This window comes from Pseudomonas lini, from assembly GCF_964063345.1.
GTDB lineage: Bacteria > Pseudomonadota > Gammaproteobacteria > Pseudomonadales > Pseudomonadaceae > Aquipseudomonas > Aquipseudomonas lini_B.
Window position 1 is genome coordinate 3,101,032 of sequence record NZ_OZ061318.1, and the last position, 17,344, is coordinate 3,118,375.

Sequence of the window (17,344 nt, forward strand, 5' to 3'; positions counted from 1 at the left end):
AGAGAAAACCACCAATAGGTACAGTTTATGATTTGTACCAGTTGAACAAGTACAATTTCATCGGAGTGAGTCTGTGCCCGCAGGCGTAAGGGGGTTCACCATTGAATCCCGACACGTTGGCAAAAGGACTGCGCCCATAAATAACTTACTAAATGTTTCGATCGTCATACCTCAAGCGAAGCCCCGCTTGGCCAAGGCTTCGAGGATTACCGAGAGCGCTCACCGACAGCCTGGAAAGGGCTCGCACCCGACGGTTACTGGGCCAACTCAATGATCAACAGCTCTCGGATTTGGGCATCAGCATGCCGACCGCCTCAACGAAGTAGACAAACCCTTCTGGCGCTAGCTTTCTCCATTAACAGACAGGACTGTTCTAACCGAGGTGCACAGGCCTAATATCCAGATAGAACGTGGCGAACGCTTTACGACAGGCGTCTGATCCCGAGCCACCTCTAAATCGGTCTATCCAAAGGAGCTACCCCATGTCCCGTCTACGTCTGCTCAGCGCTGCCGCCCTGCTTGCCGTTGCTGCCAATTCCCACGCCACCAGTTTTATCGTGACCACCGATTCCATTGTTGGTGGACTGAAGGCGTCCTCTGACGCAACGTCGGATGTCTCGTCTTCCTTTCGCGACGACAAAATCGTCCGTGCTGCTCGTGACGATGCCGCCAGCTTCGTCGCCAGTGAAGGCGCTATTCGTGGCGTGAAACTGGAAAGCGCGCTCGACCATATCCGCCAACAGACTCCACAACTGAATGCGACCGACGCACAGCTGGCCCAAGCCATCCTGACGATCTAAGCGACAGCTCGGAAGTGGGACACGCCCGTCGTGTCCCAATGTTTCGGCACTGGCTCTAGCCCGGGCATTACGCTAGCCTTGGGACTCGCTTTCAGCTATCGAGTCTCATGCGTTTTCTTTCCAATCTTTCGATCACTGCGGTTTTTCTTGCGGCTTGCTGGTCGGGTTCGGCCGATGCCTTCGACGCTTTCAACCTATCTACGCAAGGCACCGTGGCCAGTGGTTATGCCTCCAGCATGGTGAGCTCCGCACCCTTCGACCATAAACTGCTGATCGCCGCCCGGGATGACGCTGCCGCGTTCATTGCCAGTGACGGTCAACTGCGAGGATCGCAACTGGAGGCCGCCTTGATTTACCTGCGTCGGACCCAGCCAAAACTTCATGCCAGCGACCTTGAACTGGCAGAGGCAATTCTCGTCCAATAGTTATCCCTTGTTCCTCCGGAGTCGTTCCATGCGTAGCCCGCTGATTGCTGCCACCCTTGGCCTGCTGTTGTTGGCCGACGTGGCCCAAGCGCACACCCTGGTAGCCACCAGTAACATCATCATTCGTGCCTCCCAACGCACGCTTGATTTCACGTCCGATACCACCACGTCCATCCGTGATTCGAAAATTGTCCGTGAAGCCCACGACGATGCGGCCAGTTTCGTCGCCAGCGACGGTGAAATCCGCGGCGCGCACCTGGAAGCGGCCTTCGACACCTTGCGCACCCGCGTACCGGAAGCCCGCGACGCCAGTGATCAGGTTCTCGCCGAAGCTATCCTCGCACTGTGAAGTCGCTAGGCGCCTGGCTGTTGGCCGGGGTTGTATTGCTGCTCGGCAATACGGCTCAGGCCGGCCTGCAACTACGGCTCAAGACCGACGGTCTGAGCCCCGCGCAACAGCAGGCCAGTCAGGCGCTGCTTGATGAAGCCATGCAGGCGTTACCGCCGCGCTTCATCGAGCAACTGGACCGGCGCATTGATGTCGGCTGGACCGACGACATGCCGAGCGATGCTTACGGTCAGGCGTCGCTGGTATCCGAGCTGGACCTGAATCGCAATCTGCTCGCCAGCCTCACCAACGGCAGCGCCGCGACCCAAAAAACGTATCGCCCCCACGGCACTGTGCGCCGGGAAATGCTCGCCACGGTGTTGCACGAACTCACCCACATTTATGACCGTGCGCGCCTGTGGCCAGCTGCCGAGCGCACGCTGATCCAGCGTTGCACCCAACGTAACAGCAGCTCCGGGCTGATCGGCATCCCCGATCAATGCCGTGGGCAGACGGAGCGGCGCTGGACCCTCAGCGATGACCCTCGTCTGCTGGATTTGGCCGGCTGGCCGCAATACGTCGGTCGGCGCGGCGAGCGCGAACAGCACAACCGGCAGATTGCCCGCAGCCCGGACATCTACGAGACGAGCAGCCCGAAGGAGTTCGTCGCGGTCAATATGGAGTATTTCCTCCTCGACCCAAGCTATGCCTGCCGTCGCCCTGCGCTGTATCGCTACTACAAAGAACATTTTGGTTGGGCGCCCGCCGCAAAAGATACGTGCGCCCAATCATTCGCCTTCCTCAATGCGGGTAACGACTTCGCCAAGCAGCCACTGGGTCAGGTCGATCCGGAGCGGGTTTACGCGGTTGACTATCTATTGGCAGAAGCCAACCAGAACTGGGTCAGTCGCTGGGGCCACAGCATGCTGCGACTGGTGATCTGTGCACCGGGTCGGCCTCGCGGGCCGGATTGTCGACTGGATCTGGATCAGCATCTGGTGTTGTCCTACCGCGCCTTCGTCGGTGACCTACAGCTGTCGAGCTGGGATGGGCTAGTGGGTAAATACCCGTCGCGCCTGTTTGTCTTGCCGCTGGCCCAGGTGATCGACGAATACACCAAGACCGAACTGCGCAGCCTGGCATCGGTGCCGCTGAACCTGTCGCACAGCGAGATCGAAGACGTGGTGGAACACGCTGCGGAGATGCACTGGAGTTACGACGGCAACTATTTTTTCCTGTCCAACAACTGTGCGGTAGAAGGCCTGAAATTACTGCGCAGCAGCACCAACAATACGCAACTGGTCGGCCTCGACAGCATCATGCCCAACGGTTTGCTGGAAGTGCTCAAGGGCCGCGGATTGGCAGACACCAGCGTGCTGGACGATCCCCGCGAAGCACTGCGTCTGGGCTATCGCTTCGACTCCTTCCGCGAGCGTTATCAAGCGATGTTCGAAGTGCTGAAAAAGCATTTGCCGATCAAGCAGGACAAGGTCGAAGACTGGCTGTCCTTGAAAGCTGAGGAACGCCGCAAATGGATTGATCAGGCTGACTTACGCACCAGCGCGGCATTGCTGCTGCTGGAGCAGGCCAGTTTCCGTCAGCAGATGGTGCTGGCCCAGGACGAAGTGAAGCAACGTTATCTGGGCGCTCGGGAATTGAAGAATGGCGGCATGGATAAGGCCAATGCGACCTTGCAGGAGATTCTCGCCAACAGCGGCTTCCTCAGCCGTCCGGCCGAACTGCTCGGCACCGGTGGTTATGGTTTGCCGCAGCCGAATGAATGGACACGCCTGGAGTCAGAAAGCAGCTTGCGCCAGAAGCAGCTTCAAGCGCTGACCGGGGATCTCGACAAGGAAGTGAGAGCGTTGCTCGAGCCGAGTCGTGCCGCCGAAATGGCCGCCAACGAAGCCAACCTGAAGCAGGTTGGCGAACATCTGAGGAAGTTGCACAAGGCTGCGGGTGGGTTGGAATTGCCCTGAAGCATAAGCCCCCGAGAAAGCAAAATCCTCTGTGGCGAGGGAGCTTGCTCCCGTTCGACGGCAAAGCCGGCGCGATAGGGTGCCTGGTCGATTTTGGGGCCGCTTCGCGCCCCAGGGGGAGCAAGCTCCCTCGCCACAGTGGGTCGCCTGATTGCTTAGCTGTGGGTCAATACAAAACCCCATCAAGAATCTCATAAACAATTCCGGTGCCTACGGCGATCAGCACAATATCCTCACAGCCATACAGCAAAAGGGCCTCAGAACGTAATCCTGAAGCCCTCGGTCTTGCTCTTTACTCTGTGCCGCGAGGCGCTAATTCCTGTGTATCAGGTACCTTCAGCTGACCCGCGCTTTACGTACGCCCTCAGACAAGGCTGCGCACAGGCTGAGTACGCCCTCCACAGCCTGATCCGGCGTCGAGGCATTGGCGATGTGATCGATCAGTGCCGACCCCACCACCACACCGTCGGCCAGACGCGCGATGGACGCCGCTTGCTCCGGTGTGCGAATACCAAAACCGATGCTGATCGGCAAATCGGTATGGCGACGCAGACGGGTGACGGCTTCTTCGACATGTTCCAGAGTCGCCGCGCCCGCGCCGGTCACACCCGCCACCGACACGTAGTAAACAAAGCCGGAGCTGCCGTTCAATACTGTCGGCAAGCGCACGTCATCAGTCGTAGGAGTGGTCAGACGAATGAAGTCCAGGCCCGCCGCCTGTGCCGGGTCGCACAGCTCGCCGTTATGCTCCGGCGGCATGTCGACCACGATCAAGCCATCGACACCGGCCTCTTTGGCTTCAGCGATGAAACGCGGCACGCCGTACATGTGAATCGGGTTGAAGTAACCCATCAGCACCAGCGGCGTCTCGTTATTGCCTTCGCGGAACTCGCGAACCATTTGCAGGGTTTTCGCCAGGTTCTGTTTGGCGCCCAAGGCACGAATGTTGGCCAGTTGAATCGCCGGGCCGTCGGCCATCGGATCGGTGAAGGGCATGCCCAACTCGATCACGTCGGCACCCGCTCCCGGCAAGCCTTTGAGAATCGCCAGAGACGTGTCGTAGCTCGGGTCGCCAGCGGTCACGAAGGTCACCAGGGCGGCGCGGTTCTGTTCCTTGAGTTCGGCAAAACGCGTTTGCAGGCGGCTCATCAGTGTTTCTCCTGCTTGGATTGCTCTTGTTGAGAGTGTTCCATGTGGTGCATCACGGTCTGCATGTCTTTGTCACCACGGCCAGACAGGTTGACCACCATCAAGTGATCTTTCGGCAACGTCGGTGCGCGTTTGAACACTTCGGCCAGGGCATGGGCGCTTTCCAGTGCAGGAATAATCCCTTCCAGACGACAGCATTTGTGGAACGCGTCGAGGGCTTCATCGTCGGTTACCGAGGTGTACTGGACGCGGCCGATGTCATGCAACCAGGCGTGCTCCGGGCCGATACCCGGATAGTCGAGGCCGGCGGAAATCGAATGAGCGTCGATGATCTGGCCGTCATCGTCCTGCAACAGGAAAGTACGGTTGCCGTGCAGAACACCCGGTACGCCGCCGTTCAGGCTGGCCGCGTGCTTGCCGGTTTCGATGCCATAACCGGCAGCTTCGACGCCGATAATCTCGACGCTCTTGTCATCGAGGAACGGGTGGAACAGGCCCATCGCGTTGGAACCACCGCCAATGCACGCCACCAGGCTGTCGGGCAGACGGCCTTCCTGGGCTTGCAATTGCTCGCGGGTTTCCTTGCCGATCACAGCCTGGAAGTCGCGAACCATGGCGGGATACGGGTGTGGGCCGGCCACGGTGCCGATCAGGTAGAAGGTGCTGTCGACGTTGGTTACCCAGTCACGCAGGGCTTCGTTCATCGCATCTTTGAGGGTGCCGGTGCCAGCGACCACCGGGATCACTTCGGCGCCCAGCAGCTTCATGCGAAACACGTTGGCTTGCTGACGTTCGATGTCGGTGGTGCCCATGTAGATCACGCAATCGAGGCCGAAACGCGCAGCCACGGTGGCGGTCGCCACGCCGTGCATGCCAGCGCCGGTCTCAGCAATGATGCGTTTTTTGCCCATGCGCCGCGCCAGCAGGATCTGACCGATGCAGTTGTTGATCTTGTGCGCGCCGGTGTGGTTCAGCTCTTCGCGCTTGAGGTAAATCTTCGCGCCGCCACAGAACTCGGTCAGACGCTCGGCGAAATACAGTGGGCTTGGACGTCCGACATAATCACGCTGGAAGTAGGCCAATTCTTCTTTGAACGCCGGATCTTCCTTGGCCGCTTCGTATTCGCGGGCCAGATCGAGGATCAACGGCATCAGGGTTTCGGCGACGTAACGGCCGCCGAACGCGCCAAACAGGCCGTTGGCGTCGGGGCCGTTGCGCAGATTAGTCTGGGTCATGGGTCGCTCCAGTTGTATTCGAGAGGTGACGATGGGGTTCACTCTACCCCTGACATCCCGCACTGAAAACCGATAAGATCGCCACAACCTGTCAGGAAAACTCACAGATCCAATGAGCCACGACCTTCCTCCACTGAACGCCCTTCGTGCCTTCGAAGCCACTGCCCGCCTGAACAGCGTCAGTCAGGCCGCCGAACAGCTGCACGTCACTCATGGTGCGGTCAGCCGACAACTCAAGGTGCTGGAAGAACACCTCGGCGTGAGTCTGTTCATCAAGGAAGGACGCGGCCTGAAACTCACAGATGCCGGTGTCCGTTTGCGCGATGTCAGCGGTGAAGCCTTTGAGCGATTGCGCAGCGTTTGCGCCGAACTGACCCAAAGCACCGCCGATGCGCCGTTCGTACTCGGCTGCTCGGGCAGCCTGCTGGCGCGCTGGTTCATTCCGCGTTTGGGGCGGCTCAATGCGGACCTGCCGGATCTGCGTTTGCATCTGTCGGCTGGCGAAGGCGATCTCGATCCACGGCGACCCGGCCTGGATGCCTTGTTGGTATTTGCCGAGCCGCCCTGGCCGGCGGACATGCAGGTCTACGAATTGGCCAGCGAACGCATCGGCCCGGTCATGAGCCCACGATTCGTCGGCTACGAAAGGCTGCAGAACGCACCGGCAAACGCACTGTTGACCGAACCCTTGCTGCACACCACCTCACGCCCGCAAGCCTGGCCGAGTTGGGCACAGCAAAGCGGCCTCGACGCCAAGGCGTTGAAGTACGGTCAGGGGTTCGAGCATTTGTATTATTTGCTGGAGGCGGCAGTGGCCGGACTGGGTGTAGCCATCGCGCCCGAGCCGCTGGTGGCCGAGGATTTGAAAGCCGGTCGCCTGGTTGCGCCATGGGGTTTCTGTGAAACCCCGGCGCAACTGGCGTTGTGGCTACCCAAGCGCGCCGCGGACGGGCGCGCTCGGCAATTGGCGCAATGGCTTAAAAACGAACTGCGCCAGGCGCCTTAATTACCGCGTTTGCACAGCAGGTAGGCCGCGAGCAGACCCAATGCACCAACGGCGACACCGGCGGTAGTCCAAGGGTGTTCCTGGGCGTAATCACGTGTCGCGATCCCGGTTTCACGGGTTTTGACCTTGACCTCTTCATAAGCATCGGAGAGCAGATGACGCGAATGTTTCAGCGCGTTTTCGGCGTTGATTTTCAGCGTTTTAAGGGTTTTACGCGACTCGTCCGAGGCATCGTCCTTCAGGCTTTCCAACGATTTCAGCAGACTCTCGATTTCGGCTTCCATGCTTTGCAATGAGGCTTTGCGTAACGAGGTATTGGCCATGGTGGCTCTCCTGCATTGTTTGAGTTGCGTGTGTTGGTTGGGACTTCAGGGGTTCGAGAAAGTGCAGTAAATCTGAACTTCCACCTCGAATTGGTCGACAGAAGAAATAAAAAAAATCACTGCTAGGCTGTATTTCACACCCTTAGGAGAACGCCATGACTGACCATCACACCTACAAGAAAGTCGAGCTGGTTGGCTCATCCACCACCAGCATTGAAGATGCCATCAACAATGCCCTGGCCGAAGCCAACAAAAGCCTCAAGTACATGGAATGGTTTGAAGTGACCGAAACCCGTGGGCACATCAAGGACGGGAAAGCTGCACACTTCCAGGTGACGCTCAAAGTCGGATTCCGGATTGCCAGTAGCTGAGCTTAAGCCAGCCTTCTGAACTTGCGCGCCGGCCGACTGCCATAGGGATTGGCAAAGCGCTACGTGGCGAGCGCCTCCGGCCGATGGCTGGATGTCCTCACCCTATTGTTCCGACCAAGGAGTGCAACCGATGAAGAAGTTTATTTTGGCAGTAGGTTTGTTGAGCCTTGCGGGAACAGCCTTTGCCCAGGGCAAACCGTGCGAAGAGCTGAAAGCCGAAATCGCAGCGAAACTGGATGCCAAGGGTATTTCCAATTACACACTGGAGATCGTCGACAAAGGCGCTGCAGCTGACGGAAAAGTCGTCGGCACCTGTGAAAAAGGCTCCAGGCAAATCGTTTACAAGCAGGGCTGACTGCCCTCGAAAATGAAAAAGCCGACGCAATGGCGTCGGCTTTTTTGTGAGCGCTGTTTGCGCTTCAACCCTTCATGACCTGCGCCAGCAATTCATAGGAGTGCAGGCGATCGGCATGTTCGTACAGGTCACAGGTGAAAATGAGCTCATCGGCCTGAGTCTGTTCGATCAACACTTCCAGCTTGGCGCGGATTTTCTGCGGGCTGCCGACCATCGCAAGGCCAAGGAAATCACCGACCGCTTCTTTCTCATGGGGCAGCCACAAGCCGTCCATGGTCTTCACTGGCGGGCGTTGCACCAGGCTCTGGCCACGCATCAATGCGAGAATCCGCTGGTAGACCGAGGTGGCCAGGTAATCGGCCTGCTCATCAGTATCCGCTGCCACTAACGGCACGCCGAGCATCACGTAAGGCTTATCCAAAACCGCAGAAGGCTTGAAGTGGTTGCGGTAAACGCGAATCGCCTCGTGCATGAAGCGCGGTGCGAAATGTGAGGCGAAGGCGTAGGGCAAACCGCGCTCACCGGCCAGTTGGGCACTGAACAGGCTCGAACCCAATAACCAGATCGGGACATTAGTGCCGGTACCCGGCATGGCAATGATCCGCTGGTCTGGCGTGCGTGGGCCGAGGTAGCGCATTAGTTCGGTCACGTCTTCCGGGAAGTCGTCGGCACTGCCGGAGCGCTCACGACGCAAAGCGCGGGCGGTCATCTGATCGGAGCCGGGGGCACGCCCCAGGCCCAGGTCGATCCGACCCGGATACAGACTTTCAAGGGTGCCGAACTGCTCGGCGATCACCAGCGGCGCGTGGTTGGGCAGCATCACACCACCCGAACCGACACGAATGGTCGAAGTGCCGCCAGCCAAATAACCCAGCAGGACCGAGGTCGCCGAACTGGCGATCCCGTCCATGTTGTGGTGCTCAGCAACCCAGAAGCGGTTGTAGCCGAATTTTTCGACGTGCTGCGCCAGGTCCAGGGAATTGTGCAGGGACTGGGCCGCACTGCCGTTCTCCCGCACGGGCACCAGATCGAGGGTCGAGAACTTGATATCGGATAGTCGTTTCATAAACCTGCTTCTCCAATGGGTAAGCAGGTTTTTTCACGAACGAAAACCTGCCGAGTCTATAAGCGTGTTCTATGCAATGAGGGCATATACCCGAGTTTCAATAGGAGCGACAAAATTCCTACGCGATTAGAGGACCGATCAGATGAGGTGAACTTTGCCTGACGGTCTATCCTCAGAACCCTGGTAACCGAAAACCACGAAGGCGCGACGTTTCGCGCCGGATCTTGAGGAGGCAGACATGGCTATCACAAAGAAAGCATCGGCTCATTGGGAAGGTGATCTGAAAACCGGTATCGGCTCGATTTCCACGGAAACCGGCGTCCTCAGAGAAGCGCCCTACGGCTTCAAGGCCCGTTTCGAAGGGGGTAAAGGCACCAATCCGGAAGAGCTGATCGGCGCGGCTCACGCGGGCTGTTTCTCCATGGCGTTTTCAATGATTCTCGGCGAGGCCAACCTTAAGGCCGACAGTATCGACACCACTGCCGAAGTTACCCTGGACCAGGTAGACGGTGGCTTTGCAATCACAGCGGTAAAGCTGATTCTCAAGGCGAAAATCCCCGGGGCGACCCAGGCGCAATTCGAGGAACTGAGCAACAAGGCCAAAGAAGGCTGCCCGGTGTCCAAAGTGCTGAATGCGAAAATCAGCCTGGATGCGACGTTGGTCAGCTGATAATGGGTTGATCGCTTATAAAAGATCGCGGCCTTCGCGGGCTCCCTTGCGCAGGTTGCGGTCTTTTTTTGCCCTGAAACATAACCTGACAGACAAAACTGTGGTCGAATAAATGACAGCAGCTTCAGCGCATCACCCTGCGCGCTGCCCTAAGGGAGCTTCAACCATGAAACGTTTTGCCTTGGCGGTTATCTGTTGCACGCTGGCCACATCGGCCCTCGCGGCACCGAAATCCTGTGAGGAACTCAAGGCCGAGATCGAAGCCAAGATTCAGGCCAATAACGTCTCGTCCTACACCCTGGAAATCGTCACCAACGACGAAGTTCACGATCAGAACATGGTCGTCGGCTCATGCGAAGGCGGCACCAAGAAAATCATTTACCAAAAAAATGACCGTTGATTCGTCTCACATGACGCAATTGCTCAGCCGATCTTCGGCGACAATCTCCCGCTTGGCGTTGTACAGCCGGGCGCTGGGGGTGAACGCTATAGAACGCGCTTCCAGCAGATAACGCTGGCCGGCCTCGAAATGGTCGTAGTTGATGGTCAGGTAGCACAGCCGCTCCAGCGGAGCATTCATCAAGCCCGAGCCGCCACCAAACACTTCAAAATCGAAACGTACCCTCAGTTCATGGCTACCCGGGGTGACCTGGAAGTAACGCCCGTCGCTCAGCCGCTGGTTGTCCAGCCGTTCGGCCATCAGCAGTTTCCCGCCGGGGCTCGGCGTAGCGAAGTCGACCCAGGCCATCTGCGGATCGACCGCCGGCAACGGACTCGTGCAACCGACAAAGGCGCCTGCAGCGAGCAACAGCAACAACCTGCGCATGATGAATTTCCCAAGGACTGATAATTCAGCATAGCGTCGATCAAGTACGTTGGCAGCCTGCCGGTGTGCCCTGCCCAATCACTTTTCGCTGTTGATCGTAGAGCTTCGCCCACGGCCGAAAGCCGATATACCCCGCTTGCAGCTGATACCGCTGACCGGCGTTGAAGTCCTTGAATTTCACATTCAACTGGCAGTCGCGCCACAGCGGCTCGGCGTCGGGGCCAATGTTGGTCGGCTGGACTGCGAACAAGTAGCGAACCGTCAGCTCATGGCTACCCGGCTGCACCTCGAAGTAGCGCTTATCGATGGAAGCCTTGTCATCGACTTCCACGGCTTGCAGAGCGGTGTCTTCCTGCCGTGAATCCAGATCGATCCATGCCTGCGAAGGATCAGGGGTGGGCAGTCCAGCACAACCGGCCAGCATCAGCAGGCCTCCCGTCAGCATCAACTTACGCATAGCGGAGCTCCAATAGGCGGGATAGTCTTGCGGGCAGACTTTCCAGGGATGATTCATTTTGATCAGGCCGCGTCCAAGCCTTGGGTTACTTGATCGCGTTTTACGCATTTTGTTTCCGGGGATGTTTCTTTTGTTATTGAACGGCTGCACCAGCATCAGCTATTACGGCCAACTGGCCAGTGGTCAGCTGCACTTGCTGCGGGCACGGGAGCCGGTATCCAGTGTGATTGCCGATCCCGGCCGCGATCAGCAATTGCGCGTGCATCTGGCGCAATCACAAAAGGCCCGGACATTCGCCAGCCAACATCTGCACCTGCCGGACAACCAGAGCTACCGCCTGTACGCCGACATCGGCCGACCGTTTGTAGTCTGGAACGTCTTTGCCACGCCGGAGTTTTCCCTGAAGCCGCAGAACCATTGCTTCCCCATCGCTGGCTGCGTCGCCTATCGCGGGTATTACAGCCAGAGCGCTGCCCGCGGTGAGGCCGCGTTGCAACGGTTGCAAGGTATGGACGTGTCGATTGGCGGCGTCGAGGCCTATTCGACGCTCGGTTGGTTCAACGACCCGATCATGAGCTCAATGATGGGTTGGGGCGACGAACGGCTGGCGACGCTGATTTTTCACGAACTCGCACATCAACGTTTTTATGTGAAAGACGACACCGAGTTCAACGAGTCCTTCGCCACCTTCGTCGAGCAGGAAGGCACTCGCCAATGGCGCACATTCCGCGGCATGCCGCCGGATAATGGAGTTTTGGGGCAGCAACGCGATCAGTTCATCCAATTGGTTCTAAACACCCGCAAGAGGTTGGAACAGATTTACGCCTTGCCGCTGCTGGCAGAGCAAATGCGCGAGCGCAAAGCCGCAGAGTTCGAACAATTGCGCCGTGAATACCGGACGTTACGCGACAGCCAATGGGCCGGGAACAAACGCTATGACGCCTGGATCAACACCCCGATGAACAATGCCAGGCTACTGCCGTTTGGTTTGTACGACCAATGGGTGCCGGCGTTTGCCGCATTGTTCGGGCAGGTCGATGGGGATTGGGTGAGGTTTTATGCTGCGGTGGAGAAATTGGGCGCAATGCCGGTTGGGGAGCGTAAGGCGACGTTGAAAGTGCTGGCGGGATCAAAGAGCCCCGGTGGCTGAGCGGGCCTCTTCGCGGGCAAGCCTCGCTCCCACATTCGATCAGTGTATGCCAATGTCCCTTGGCCAAACACAAATCCCTGTGGGAGCGGGCTTGCCCGCGAAGGGTTTTGATCAGCGCTGCAAAAACGCCTGATGCATCTCCTCCAGCGTTTCAAAGTGATACGCCGGCGCTTCTGCGCTCAACTCTTCCCGGCTGCCAAACCCATAACCCACCGCCGCCGCGTCCAGTCCATTGCTGCGAGCGCCGATCAGATCGTGTTTACGGTCGCCAATCATCAGCGTGTTGGCCGGGTCCAGGCCTTCTTCGCTCATCAAGTGCGCAATCAGCTCGACCTTGTTGGTCCGCGTGCCATCCAGCTCACTGCCGTAGATCACTTTGAAATGCTTGGCGAAGTCGAAATGCCGGGCGATTTCCCGGGCGAAAATCCATGGCTTGGAAGTCGCGATGTACAGCTGTCGCCCTTGCCCACCGAGGGTTTCCAACAGCGGCATGACGCCGTCGAACACCCGGTTCTCATACAGCCCGGTGACCTTGAAGCGCTCACGATAGAAGTTCACCGCTTCCCAGGCCTTAGGCTCGTCGAAGTCGTAGAACTGCATGAACGCCTGCAACAACGGCGGGCCGATGAAGTGCTCGAGCCTGGTCAGGTCCGGCTCATCGATGCCCAATTTGCTTAGGGCGAACTGGATGGAACGGGTGATGCCTTCACGCGGATCAGTCAGCGTGCCATCGAGGTCGAACAGTACGGTTTGGTAATGCATGAAAATTCCTGGGCAATAACGAGACGCTTTCTATTATCAAGAGGCTTAGAGCTGGTCGTAGCCTTCGGCCAGATGCAGATCCTTGAGCTTCACGTAGTTCGCCGCGCTGTAGGTGAAAAAGGCTTTTTCCTTGTCAGTCAGCGGCCGGATTTGTTTCACCGGGCTACCGACATAAAGGAAACCGCTTTCCAGGCGCTTGCCCGGGGGTACCAGGCTGCCAGCGCCGATGATCACATCGTCCTCGACCACCGCACCGTCCATGACGATGCTGCCCATGCCGATCAGAATCCGGTTACCCACGGCGCAACCATGAAGCATGACTTTATGCGCGATGGTCACATCGTCACCGATCAACAGCGGGAAGCCATCGGGGTTGAATGGTCCGGCGTGGGTAATGTGCAACACGCAGCCGTCCTGCACGCTGGTGCGCGCACCGATTCGGATGCGATGCATGTCGCCGCGGATCACCGTCAGCGGCCAGACAGAGCTGTCTTCGCCGATTTCGACGTCGCCGATCACCACTGCCGAGCCGTCGACAAAGGCGCCTTTGCCCAGCAGCGGCGTGTGGTTCTGATACTTGCGAAGGGTCACGATAGGCTCTCTCTCTTTTGCTGATAGCTGCGGTGAGCGTCGATTGTAATTAAGATGGGGCCATGTTTCTTCCCGCATGTTTTCCAGCCAAGGTGCCAACCGTGAGCGTGAACAACCCTCTTCTGCAGTCCTACGACCTGCCGCCGTTCTCGGCGATCCGTGCCGAACACGTGCAACCGGCCATTGAAAAGATCCTGGCTGACAACCGCGCCGCCATCGTCGATATCCTCCAAACCCAAGGCACACAACCGACCTGGGCCGGCCTGGTGCTGGCGATGGATGAACTCAACGATCGTCTGGGCGCCGCCTGGAGCCCGGTCAGCCACCTCAATGCCGTGTGCAACAGCGCCGAGTTGCGCGAAGCCTACGAGTCCTGCCTGCCGGCCTTGAGCGCATACGCCACCGAACTGGGCCAGAACCGCGAATTGTTTCAGGCCTATGAAGCGCTGGCCAACAGCCCAGAGGCCGTCGGTTTCGACGTGGCGCAGAAAACCATCCTGGAACACGCCCTGCGTGACTTCCGCCTGTCGGGTATCGACCTGCCTGCGCCAGAGCAAAAGCGTTACGCCGATGTGCAGAGCAAACTGTCGGAGCTGGGCAGCCGCTTCTCCAATCAATTGCTCGACGCCACCCAGGCCTGGACCAAGCACGTCACCGACGAAGCCGCCCTCGCCGGCCTGACAGAGTCGGCCAAGGCGCAAATGGCCGCCGCCGCGCAAGCCAAAGAGCTGGAAGGCTGGTTGATCACCCTGGAATTCCCGAGTTACTACGCGGTGATGACCTACGCCCAGGACCGCGCCCTGCGTGAAGAAGTCTACGCCGCCTACTGCACCCGTGCGTCGGACCAAGGGCCGAATGCCGGTCAGAATGACAACGGCCCGGTCATGGAAGAAATCCTCGACCTGCGTCAGGAATTGGCAAAGCTATTGGGTTTCTCCAGCTTCTCGGAGCTGAGCCTGGCCACCAAAATGGCCGAGTCCAACGATCAGGTGCTGAGTTTCTTGCGCGACCTGGCCAAACGCAGCAAGCCGTTCGCCGCCCAGGATCTGCAACAGCTCAAGGCCTATGCCGCCGAACAAGGTTGCCCGGACCTGCAAAGCTGGGACAGCGGTTTCTACGGTGAAAAACTTCGCGAACAGCGCTATAGCGTCGCCCAGGAAACCCTTCGTGCTTACTTCCCGATCGACAAGGTTCTGGGAGGCTTGTTCAGCATCGTCCAGCGCCTGTACGGCATCGAGATCGCCGAGCTGAAAGGCTTCGATACCTGGCATCCGGACGTTCGCCTGTTCGAAATCAAGGAAAACGGCCAGCACGTCGGCCGGTTCTTCTTCGACCTGTATGCCCGCGCCAACAAGCGCGGCGGTGCCTGGATGGACGGCGCTCGCGATCATCGCCGCACGATCAACGGCGTGCTGCAAAGCCCGGTGGCGAATCTGGTGTGCAATTTCACCCCGGCCGACAGCGGTAAACCGGCCCTGCTTACCCACGATGAAGTGACTACGCTGTTCCACGAATTCGGTCACGGCCTGCATCACCTGCTGACCCGCGTCGAGCATGCTGGCGTGTCCGGCATTAATGGCGTGGCTTGGGATGCGGTCGAGCTGCCAAGCCAGTTCATGGAAAACTGGTGCTGGGAGCCAGAAGGCCTGGCGCTGATTTCCGGTCACTACGAAACCGGCGAGCCGTTGCCTCAGGACTTGCTGGAGAAAATGCTCGCGGCGAAGAACTTCCAGTCCGGCCTGATGATGGTCCGCCAGTTGGAGTTCTCGCTGTTCGACTTCGAACTGCACGCCACCCACGACGACGGTCGCAGTGTGCTGCAAGTGCTCGAAGGCGTGCGCGATGAGGTCTCGGTCATGCGTCCGCCGGCCTACAACCGCTTCCCCAACAGCTTCGCCCACATCTTTGCCGGCGGTTACGCGGCGGGTTACTACAGCTATAAATGGGCTGAAGTATTGTCGGCCGATGCCTTCTCGAAGTTCGAAGAAGACGGCGTGCTCAATGCCGAGACCGGTCGTGCGTTCCGTGAAGCGATCCTGGCGCGGGGCGGTTCCCAAGAACCGATGGTGCTGTTCGTCGACTTCCGTGGCCGTGCGCCATCGATTGACGCACTCTTGCGCCACAGCGGCCTGAGTGAGGACGCGGCAGCATGAGTGAGGGATCTGTGATTACCAAAAAACGCTTTATCGCCGGGGCGGTCTGCCCGGCCTGCAGCGAGCCGGACAAATTGATGATGTGGAGCGAAGACGCCGTTCCGCACCGCGAGTGCGTGGCCTGCGGTTATTCCGACACGCTGAATGAACAAGGTCTGTCGGTGCCCAAGGAATTGGGCACGCGGGTCAATACCTCGGCACTCAAGGTGCCGGACGCCAAGGTTCAGGCCGTGCAGTTTTTCCCGAACCCGAAGCTGAAGAAGAACCCAGACGAGCAACACTGAGTGCTGGAAACCACCTTCCACTGCGCCATGCAGTGGGAGGTATTACTTACTCGACATGGGCCGATTTGAACCAGTTCTTCATCGAGCAACTGGCAAATGGGCTGGTGCTGCAATCACCATTGGCCAGCGCCGTACGAAGTTTGTCGACATCGGCCTGCATCATGTAACGCACACCATCCTTGAAATGGGTGCTGTCACCAAAGCCGCCTTGGGTCATTTCACTCAAGGCATCTTCCTTGCTCCAGCCCTGCACGACCACCCGATACATTGCGGCCATAAGGCCGGTGCGGTCAGAGCCGTGCTTGCAATGCATAAGCACAGGGCCTTTGGCCTCGGCGGTCTGAATTGTGCGAAGGGCCTTGAGTACATCGCTGTCATCCACGTGATTGGTGCGGTAGGGCAGCTGTAGCCGGGTGATTCCGGGTGTGGACAACCAGGTTGAGTCCGATTCGGGCAGGAAATTGATGACAGTGCCGACCTTGAGTTTCTCCAGCAACGGTAGCGCTGTGCGGTCGGGCAATGCACTGCGGTACAGCGTCGGGGACATTTTAAAAAGGTTGTATTTGGCTTCTACCGGTTGAGCCCACTCCGAGGGACGAGGTAAAGCCGAGTCGTCCGCATGGGCCAGCGTCAGGTTGAAAAGTGCGGCCAGCGACAAAAAGAGCATCGCGGGTAAAAGGCGCAGTAGGGGCATGCTCAGGTTGACCGTAAAGGGTGAAGAAGTAACCGACATCCTGAACCCGGGGCAGTCAAAGGCCTGTGAGGCCACTGTCAAAGAATCGTGAATAAATAGCTGATTTCCGACACAGAGGGTCATCCAGGGTGTTGCAGTCAAAGTACCGACTTCGCTGATTGACGTTATATACAGAAAAAACTCTGACGTTCAGTGATGCATTAGTTTCGAGACTCACTCCGGCACGGGACTGAATCAGCAAAGGGAGATAAGCCAAACCTGCACGTACACTCATGCAGGTTTGGCAATAACTATAAACTTCAGGGATTTACAATGCTGGAATAAGCCTTGGCCAAAGCCAGAAGTTTAGCCCTGTCATCATTATCAATATCGCCGTCCCCATCCACATCGCTGTTGATGGTCTTGATCGTGAAGGACCGGCCAGCATCGTTGGAAACCGCTGTCACATAGACGGAGTCGACCAGTGCTGTGGTCTCCACCTTATTTACCGCATCCCACTCCAACTCTTTACGTGCAAGTTGCATCGATACCCGGGCTTCACGAGGGCTGGTGATATTTGGCGCCAGCAGTTGTAAAAAAATACCGCGCTGATTAAAAAACGACATGATTAGATCCTTCTAATTATTGATCCACGACAACTTCGTGTGGAATGGATAGTAATGGTATTTATTGTAAGCGCACCACTTTATATCTGTTTCTCGCGATGACTACTGCGGAGCA

At 58.1% G+C, this 17,344-nt stretch carries 22 protein-coding genes and 1 pseudogene; 13 read left to right on the plus strand and 10 right to left on the minus strand.

Annotated elements, in window-relative coordinates:
* The first annotated feature begins 136 nt into the window (after positions 1 to 136).
* From AB3226_RS14135 to AB3226_RS14155, 5 genes and pseudogenes are all read left to right on the plus strand, one after another.
* Positions 137 to 346: pseudogene (locus AB3226_RS14135) on the plus strand (DUF1127 domain-containing protein).
* A 136-nt stretch (positions 347 to 482) separates the two neighbouring features.
* Entirely contained in the window at positions 483 to 800 is a 318-nt protein-coding gene (locus tag AB3226_RS14140; protein WP_007902756.1) for a DUF2388 domain-containing protein, read from the plus strand.
* A gap of 107 nt (positions 801 to 907) precedes the next feature.
* Positions 908 to 1,225 (plus strand): DUF2388 domain-containing protein, encoded by a 318-nt coding sequence (locus AB3226_RS14145; protein ID WP_367373476.1) that lies wholly within the window; start codon positions 908 to 910, stop codon positions 1,223 to 1,225.
* Positions 1,226 to 1,253: 28 nt separating this feature from the next.
* Positions 1,254 to 1,574, plus strand: coding sequence for a DUF2388 domain-containing protein (locus AB3226_RS14150; RefSeq protein WP_008008047.1), 321 nt, complete (start codon positions 1,254 to 1,256; stop codon positions 1,572 to 1,574).
* Positions 1,571 to 3,532, plus strand: a complete 1,962-nt coding sequence (locus AB3226_RS14155; protein WP_367373477.1) for a DUF4105 domain-containing protein — start codon at positions 1,571 to 1,573, stop codon at positions 3,530 to 3,532. The genes AB3226_RS14150 and AB3226_RS14155 overlap by 4 nt, the downstream gene beginning before the upstream one ends.
* A 336-nt stretch (positions 3,533 to 3,868) precedes the next feature.
* On the opposite strand, the gene trpA is transcribed toward AB3226_RS14155, so the two are convergent.
* Positions 3,869 to 4,681, minus strand: a complete 813-nt coding sequence (gene trpA, locus AB3226_RS14160) for a tryptophan synthase subunit alpha (protein WP_367373478.1) — start codon at positions 4,679 to 4,681, stop codon at positions 3,869 to 3,871.
* Entirely contained in the window at positions 4,681 to 5,916 is a 1,236-nt protein-coding gene (gene trpB / locus AB3226_RS14165) for a tryptophan synthase subunit beta (RefSeq protein WP_007902766.1), read from the minus strand. The genes trpA and trpB overlap by 1 nt, the downstream gene beginning before the upstream one ends.
* A 112-nt stretch (positions 5,917 to 6,028) precedes the next feature.
* Between trpB and AB3226_RS14170 the strand changes: the two genes are divergently transcribed.
* Positions 6,029 to 6,922: a LysR family transcriptional regulator gene (locus AB3226_RS14170; RefSeq protein ID WP_367373479.1), complete on the plus strand. Its 894-nt coding sequence runs from the start codon at positions 6,029 to 6,031 to the stop codon at positions 6,920 to 6,922.
* On the opposite strand, the gene AB3226_RS14175 is transcribed toward AB3226_RS14170, so the two are convergent.
* Positions 6,919 to 7,245: a YqjD family protein gene (locus tag AB3226_RS14175; protein ID WP_007902771.1), complete on the minus strand. Its 327-nt coding sequence runs from the start codon at positions 7,243 to 7,245 to the stop codon at positions 6,919 to 6,921. The two genes, AB3226_RS14170 and AB3226_RS14175, sit on opposite strands and share 4 nt — an antisense overlap.
* Positions 7,246 to 7,400: 155 nt before the next feature.
* Between AB3226_RS14175 and AB3226_RS14180 the strand changes: the two genes are divergently transcribed.
* Both AB3226_RS14180 and AB3226_RS14185 read left to right on the plus strand, forming a co-directional pair.
* Complete coding sequence (locus tag AB3226_RS14180) at positions 7,401 to 7,616, plus strand: dodecin (protein ID WP_007902773.1); 216 nt, start codon at positions 7,401 to 7,403, stop codon at positions 7,614 to 7,616.
* Positions 7,617 to 7,746: 130 nt separating this feature from the next.
* Entirely contained in the window at positions 7,747 to 7,971 is a 225-nt protein-coding gene (locus AB3226_RS14185) for a DUF1161 domain-containing protein (RefSeq protein WP_367373480.1), read from the plus strand.
* 64 nt (positions 7,972 to 8,035) lie between these two features.
* Here the strand turns inward: AB3226_RS14185 and AB3226_RS14190 are convergent, their stop codons facing one another.
* Positions 8,036 to 9,037 (minus strand): LLM class flavin-dependent oxidoreductase, encoded by a 1,002-nt coding sequence (locus AB3226_RS14190; protein ID WP_367373481.1) that lies wholly within the window; start codon positions 9,035 to 9,037, stop codon positions 8,036 to 8,038.
* Positions 9,038 to 9,275: 238 nt separating this feature from the next.
* On the opposite strand from AB3226_RS14190, the gene AB3226_RS14195 reads away from it, so the two are divergent.
* Both AB3226_RS14195 and AB3226_RS14200 read left to right on the plus strand, forming a co-directional pair.
* Positions 9,276 to 9,707 (plus strand): OsmC family protein, encoded by a 432-nt coding sequence (locus AB3226_RS14195; protein WP_123500562.1) that lies wholly within the window; start codon positions 9,276 to 9,278, stop codon positions 9,705 to 9,707.
* Positions 9,708 to 9,873: 166 nt separating this feature from the next.
* On the plus strand, positions 9,874 to 10,107 hold the full coding sequence (locus AB3226_RS14200) for a DUF1161 domain-containing protein (RefSeq protein ID WP_048397315.1): 234 nt from the start codon (positions 9,874 to 9,876) through the stop codon (positions 10,105 to 10,107).
* A gap of 6 nt (positions 10,108 to 10,113) precedes the next feature.
* On the opposite strand, the gene AB3226_RS14205 is transcribed toward AB3226_RS14200, so the two are convergent.
* Both AB3226_RS14205 and AB3226_RS14210 read right to left on the minus strand, forming a co-directional pair.
* On the minus strand, positions 10,114 to 10,533 hold the full coding sequence (locus tag AB3226_RS14205) for a hypothetical protein (RefSeq protein ID WP_367373482.1): 420 nt from the start codon (positions 10,531 to 10,533) through the stop codon (positions 10,114 to 10,116).
* Between the two features lie 40 nt (positions 10,534 to 10,573).
* Entirely contained in the window at positions 10,574 to 10,990 is a 417-nt protein-coding gene (locus AB3226_RS14210) for a hypothetical protein (RefSeq protein ID WP_008008024.1), read from the minus strand.
* A gap of 58 nt (positions 10,991 to 11,048) precedes the next feature.
* Here AB3226_RS14210 and AB3226_RS14215 point away from each other — a divergent pair, with 58 nt between their 5' ends.
* Positions 11,049 to 12,140, plus strand: a complete 1,092-nt coding sequence (locus AB3226_RS14215) for an aminopeptidase (protein ID WP_367373483.1) — start codon at positions 11,049 to 11,051, stop codon at positions 12,138 to 12,140.
* A gap of 111 nt (positions 12,141 to 12,251) precedes the next feature.
* Here AB3226_RS14215 and AB3226_RS14220 read toward each other — a convergent pair whose 3' ends face one another.
* Together AB3226_RS14220 and AB3226_RS14225 are read right to left on the minus strand one after the other, a co-directional pair.
* Positions 12,252 to 12,902, minus strand: coding sequence for an HAD family hydrolase (locus AB3226_RS14220; RefSeq protein WP_367373484.1), 651 nt, complete (start codon positions 12,900 to 12,902; stop codon positions 12,252 to 12,254).
* A 45-nt stretch (positions 12,903 to 12,947) separates the two neighbouring features.
* Positions 12,948 to 13,493, minus strand: coding sequence for a gamma carbonic anhydrase family protein (locus tag AB3226_RS14225; RefSeq protein WP_007902790.1), 546 nt, complete (start codon positions 13,491 to 13,493; stop codon positions 12,948 to 12,950).
* Positions 13,494 to 13,555: 62 nt separating this feature from the next.
* Between AB3226_RS14225 and prlC the strand changes: the two genes are divergently transcribed.
* Both prlC and AB3226_RS14235 read left to right on the plus strand, forming a co-directional pair.
* Positions 13,556 to 15,646 carry an oligopeptidase A gene (gene prlC / locus AB3226_RS14230; protein ID WP_367373485.1) on the plus strand — a complete coding sequence of 697 codons (2,091 nt, stop codon included), beginning with the start codon at positions 13,556 to 13,558 and terminating at the stop codon, positions 15,644 to 15,646.
* A complete protein-coding gene (locus AB3226_RS14235; protein ID WP_367373486.1) occupies positions 15,643 to 15,930 on the plus strand; it encodes a YheV family putative zinc ribbon protein in 288 nt (95 codons plus the stop codon). The genes prlC and AB3226_RS14235 overlap by 4 nt, the downstream gene beginning before the upstream one ends.
* Positions 15,931 to 15,976: 46 nt before the next feature.
* Here the strand turns inward: AB3226_RS14235 and AB3226_RS14240 are convergent, their stop codons facing one another.
* Together AB3226_RS14240 and AB3226_RS14245 are read right to left on the minus strand one after the other, a co-directional pair.
* Complete coding sequence (locus tag AB3226_RS14240; RefSeq protein WP_367375796.1) at positions 15,977 to 16,624, minus strand: dual specificity protein phosphatase family protein; 648 nt, start codon at positions 16,622 to 16,624, stop codon at positions 15,977 to 15,979.
* A 299-nt stretch (positions 16,625 to 16,923) separates the two neighbouring features.
* A complete protein-coding gene (locus AB3226_RS14245; RefSeq protein WP_367373487.1) occupies positions 16,924 to 17,229 on the minus strand; it encodes a hypothetical protein in 306 nt (101 codons plus the stop codon).
* Between the last annotated feature and the right edge of the window lie 115 nt (positions 17,230 to 17,344).

Bases quoted from the DNA above. Each gene is read 5' to 3' on its own strand.
- AB3226_RS14190 (WP_367373481.1), bottom strand. From the start codon at position 9,037: ATGAAACGACTATCCGATATCAAGTTCTCGACCCTCGATCTGGTGCCC.
- AB3226_RS14150 (WP_008008047.1), top strand. From the start codon at position 1,254: ATGCGTAGCCCGCTGATTGCTGCCACCCTTGGCCTGCTGTTGTTGGCC.
- AB3226_RS14145 (WP_367373476.1), top strand. From the start codon at position 908: ATGCGTTTTCTTTCCAATCTTTCGATCACTGCGGTTTTTCTTGCGGCT.
- AB3226_RS14220 (WP_367373484.1), bottom strand. From the start codon at position 12,902: ATGCATTACCAAACCGTACTGTTCGACCTCGATGGCACGCTGACTGAT.
- AB3226_RS14175 (WP_007902771.1), bottom strand. From the start codon at position 7,245: ATGGCCAATACCTCGTTACGCAAAGCCTCATTGCAAAGCATGGAAGCC.
- AB3226_RS14205 (WP_367373482.1), bottom strand. From the start codon at position 10,533: ATGCGCAGGTTGTTGCTGTTGCTCGCTGCAGGCGCCTTTGTCGGTTGC.
- trpA (WP_367373478.1), bottom strand. From the start codon at position 4,681: ATGAGCCGCCTGCAAACGCGTTTTGCCGAACTCAAGGAACAGAACCGC.
- AB3226_RS14210 (WP_008008024.1), bottom strand. From the start codon at position 10,990: ATGCGTAAGTTGATGCTGACGGGAGGCCTGCTGATGCTGGCCGGTTGT.
- trpB (WP_007902766.1), bottom strand. From the start codon at position 5,916: ATGACCCAGACTAATCTGCGCAACGGCCCCGACGCCAACGGCCTGTTT.
- AB3226_RS14200 (WP_048397315.1), top strand. From the start codon at position 9,874: ATGAAACGTTTTGCCTTGGCGGTTATCTGTTGCACGCTGGCCACATCG.
- AB3226_RS14180 (WP_007902773.1), top strand. From the start codon at position 7,401: ATGACTGACCATCACACCTACAAGAAAGTCGAGCTGGTTGGCTCATCC.
- AB3226_RS14195 (WP_123500562.1), top strand. From the start codon at position 9,276: ATGGCTATCACAAAGAAAGCATCGGCTCATTGGGAAGGTGATCTGAAA.
- AB3226_RS14170 (WP_367373479.1), top strand. From the start codon at position 6,029: ATGAGCCACGACCTTCCTCCACTGAACGCCCTTCGTGCCTTCGAAGCC.
- AB3226_RS14140 (WP_007902756.1), top strand. From the start codon at position 483: ATGTCCCGTCTACGTCTGCTCAGCGCTGCCGCCCTGCTTGCCGTTGCT.
- AB3226_RS14185 (WP_367373480.1), top strand. From the start codon at position 7,747: ATGAAGAAGTTTATTTTGGCAGTAGGTTTGTTGAGCCTTGCGGGAACA.
- AB3226_RS14235 (WP_367373486.1), top strand. From the start codon at position 15,643: ATGAGTGAGGGATCTGTGATTACCAAAAAACGCTTTATCGCCGGGGCG.
- AB3226_RS14245 (WP_367373487.1), bottom strand. From the start codon at position 17,229: ATGTCGTTTTTTAATCAGCGCGGTATTTTTTTACAACTGCTGGCGCCA.
- AB3226_RS14240 (WP_367375796.1), bottom strand. From the start codon at position 16,624: ATGCCCCTACTGCGCCTTTTACCCGCGATGCTCTTTTTGTCGCTGGCC.
- prlC (WP_367373485.1), top strand. From the start codon at position 13,556: ATGTTTCTTCCCGCATGTTTTCCAGCCAAGGTGCCAACCGTGAGCGTG.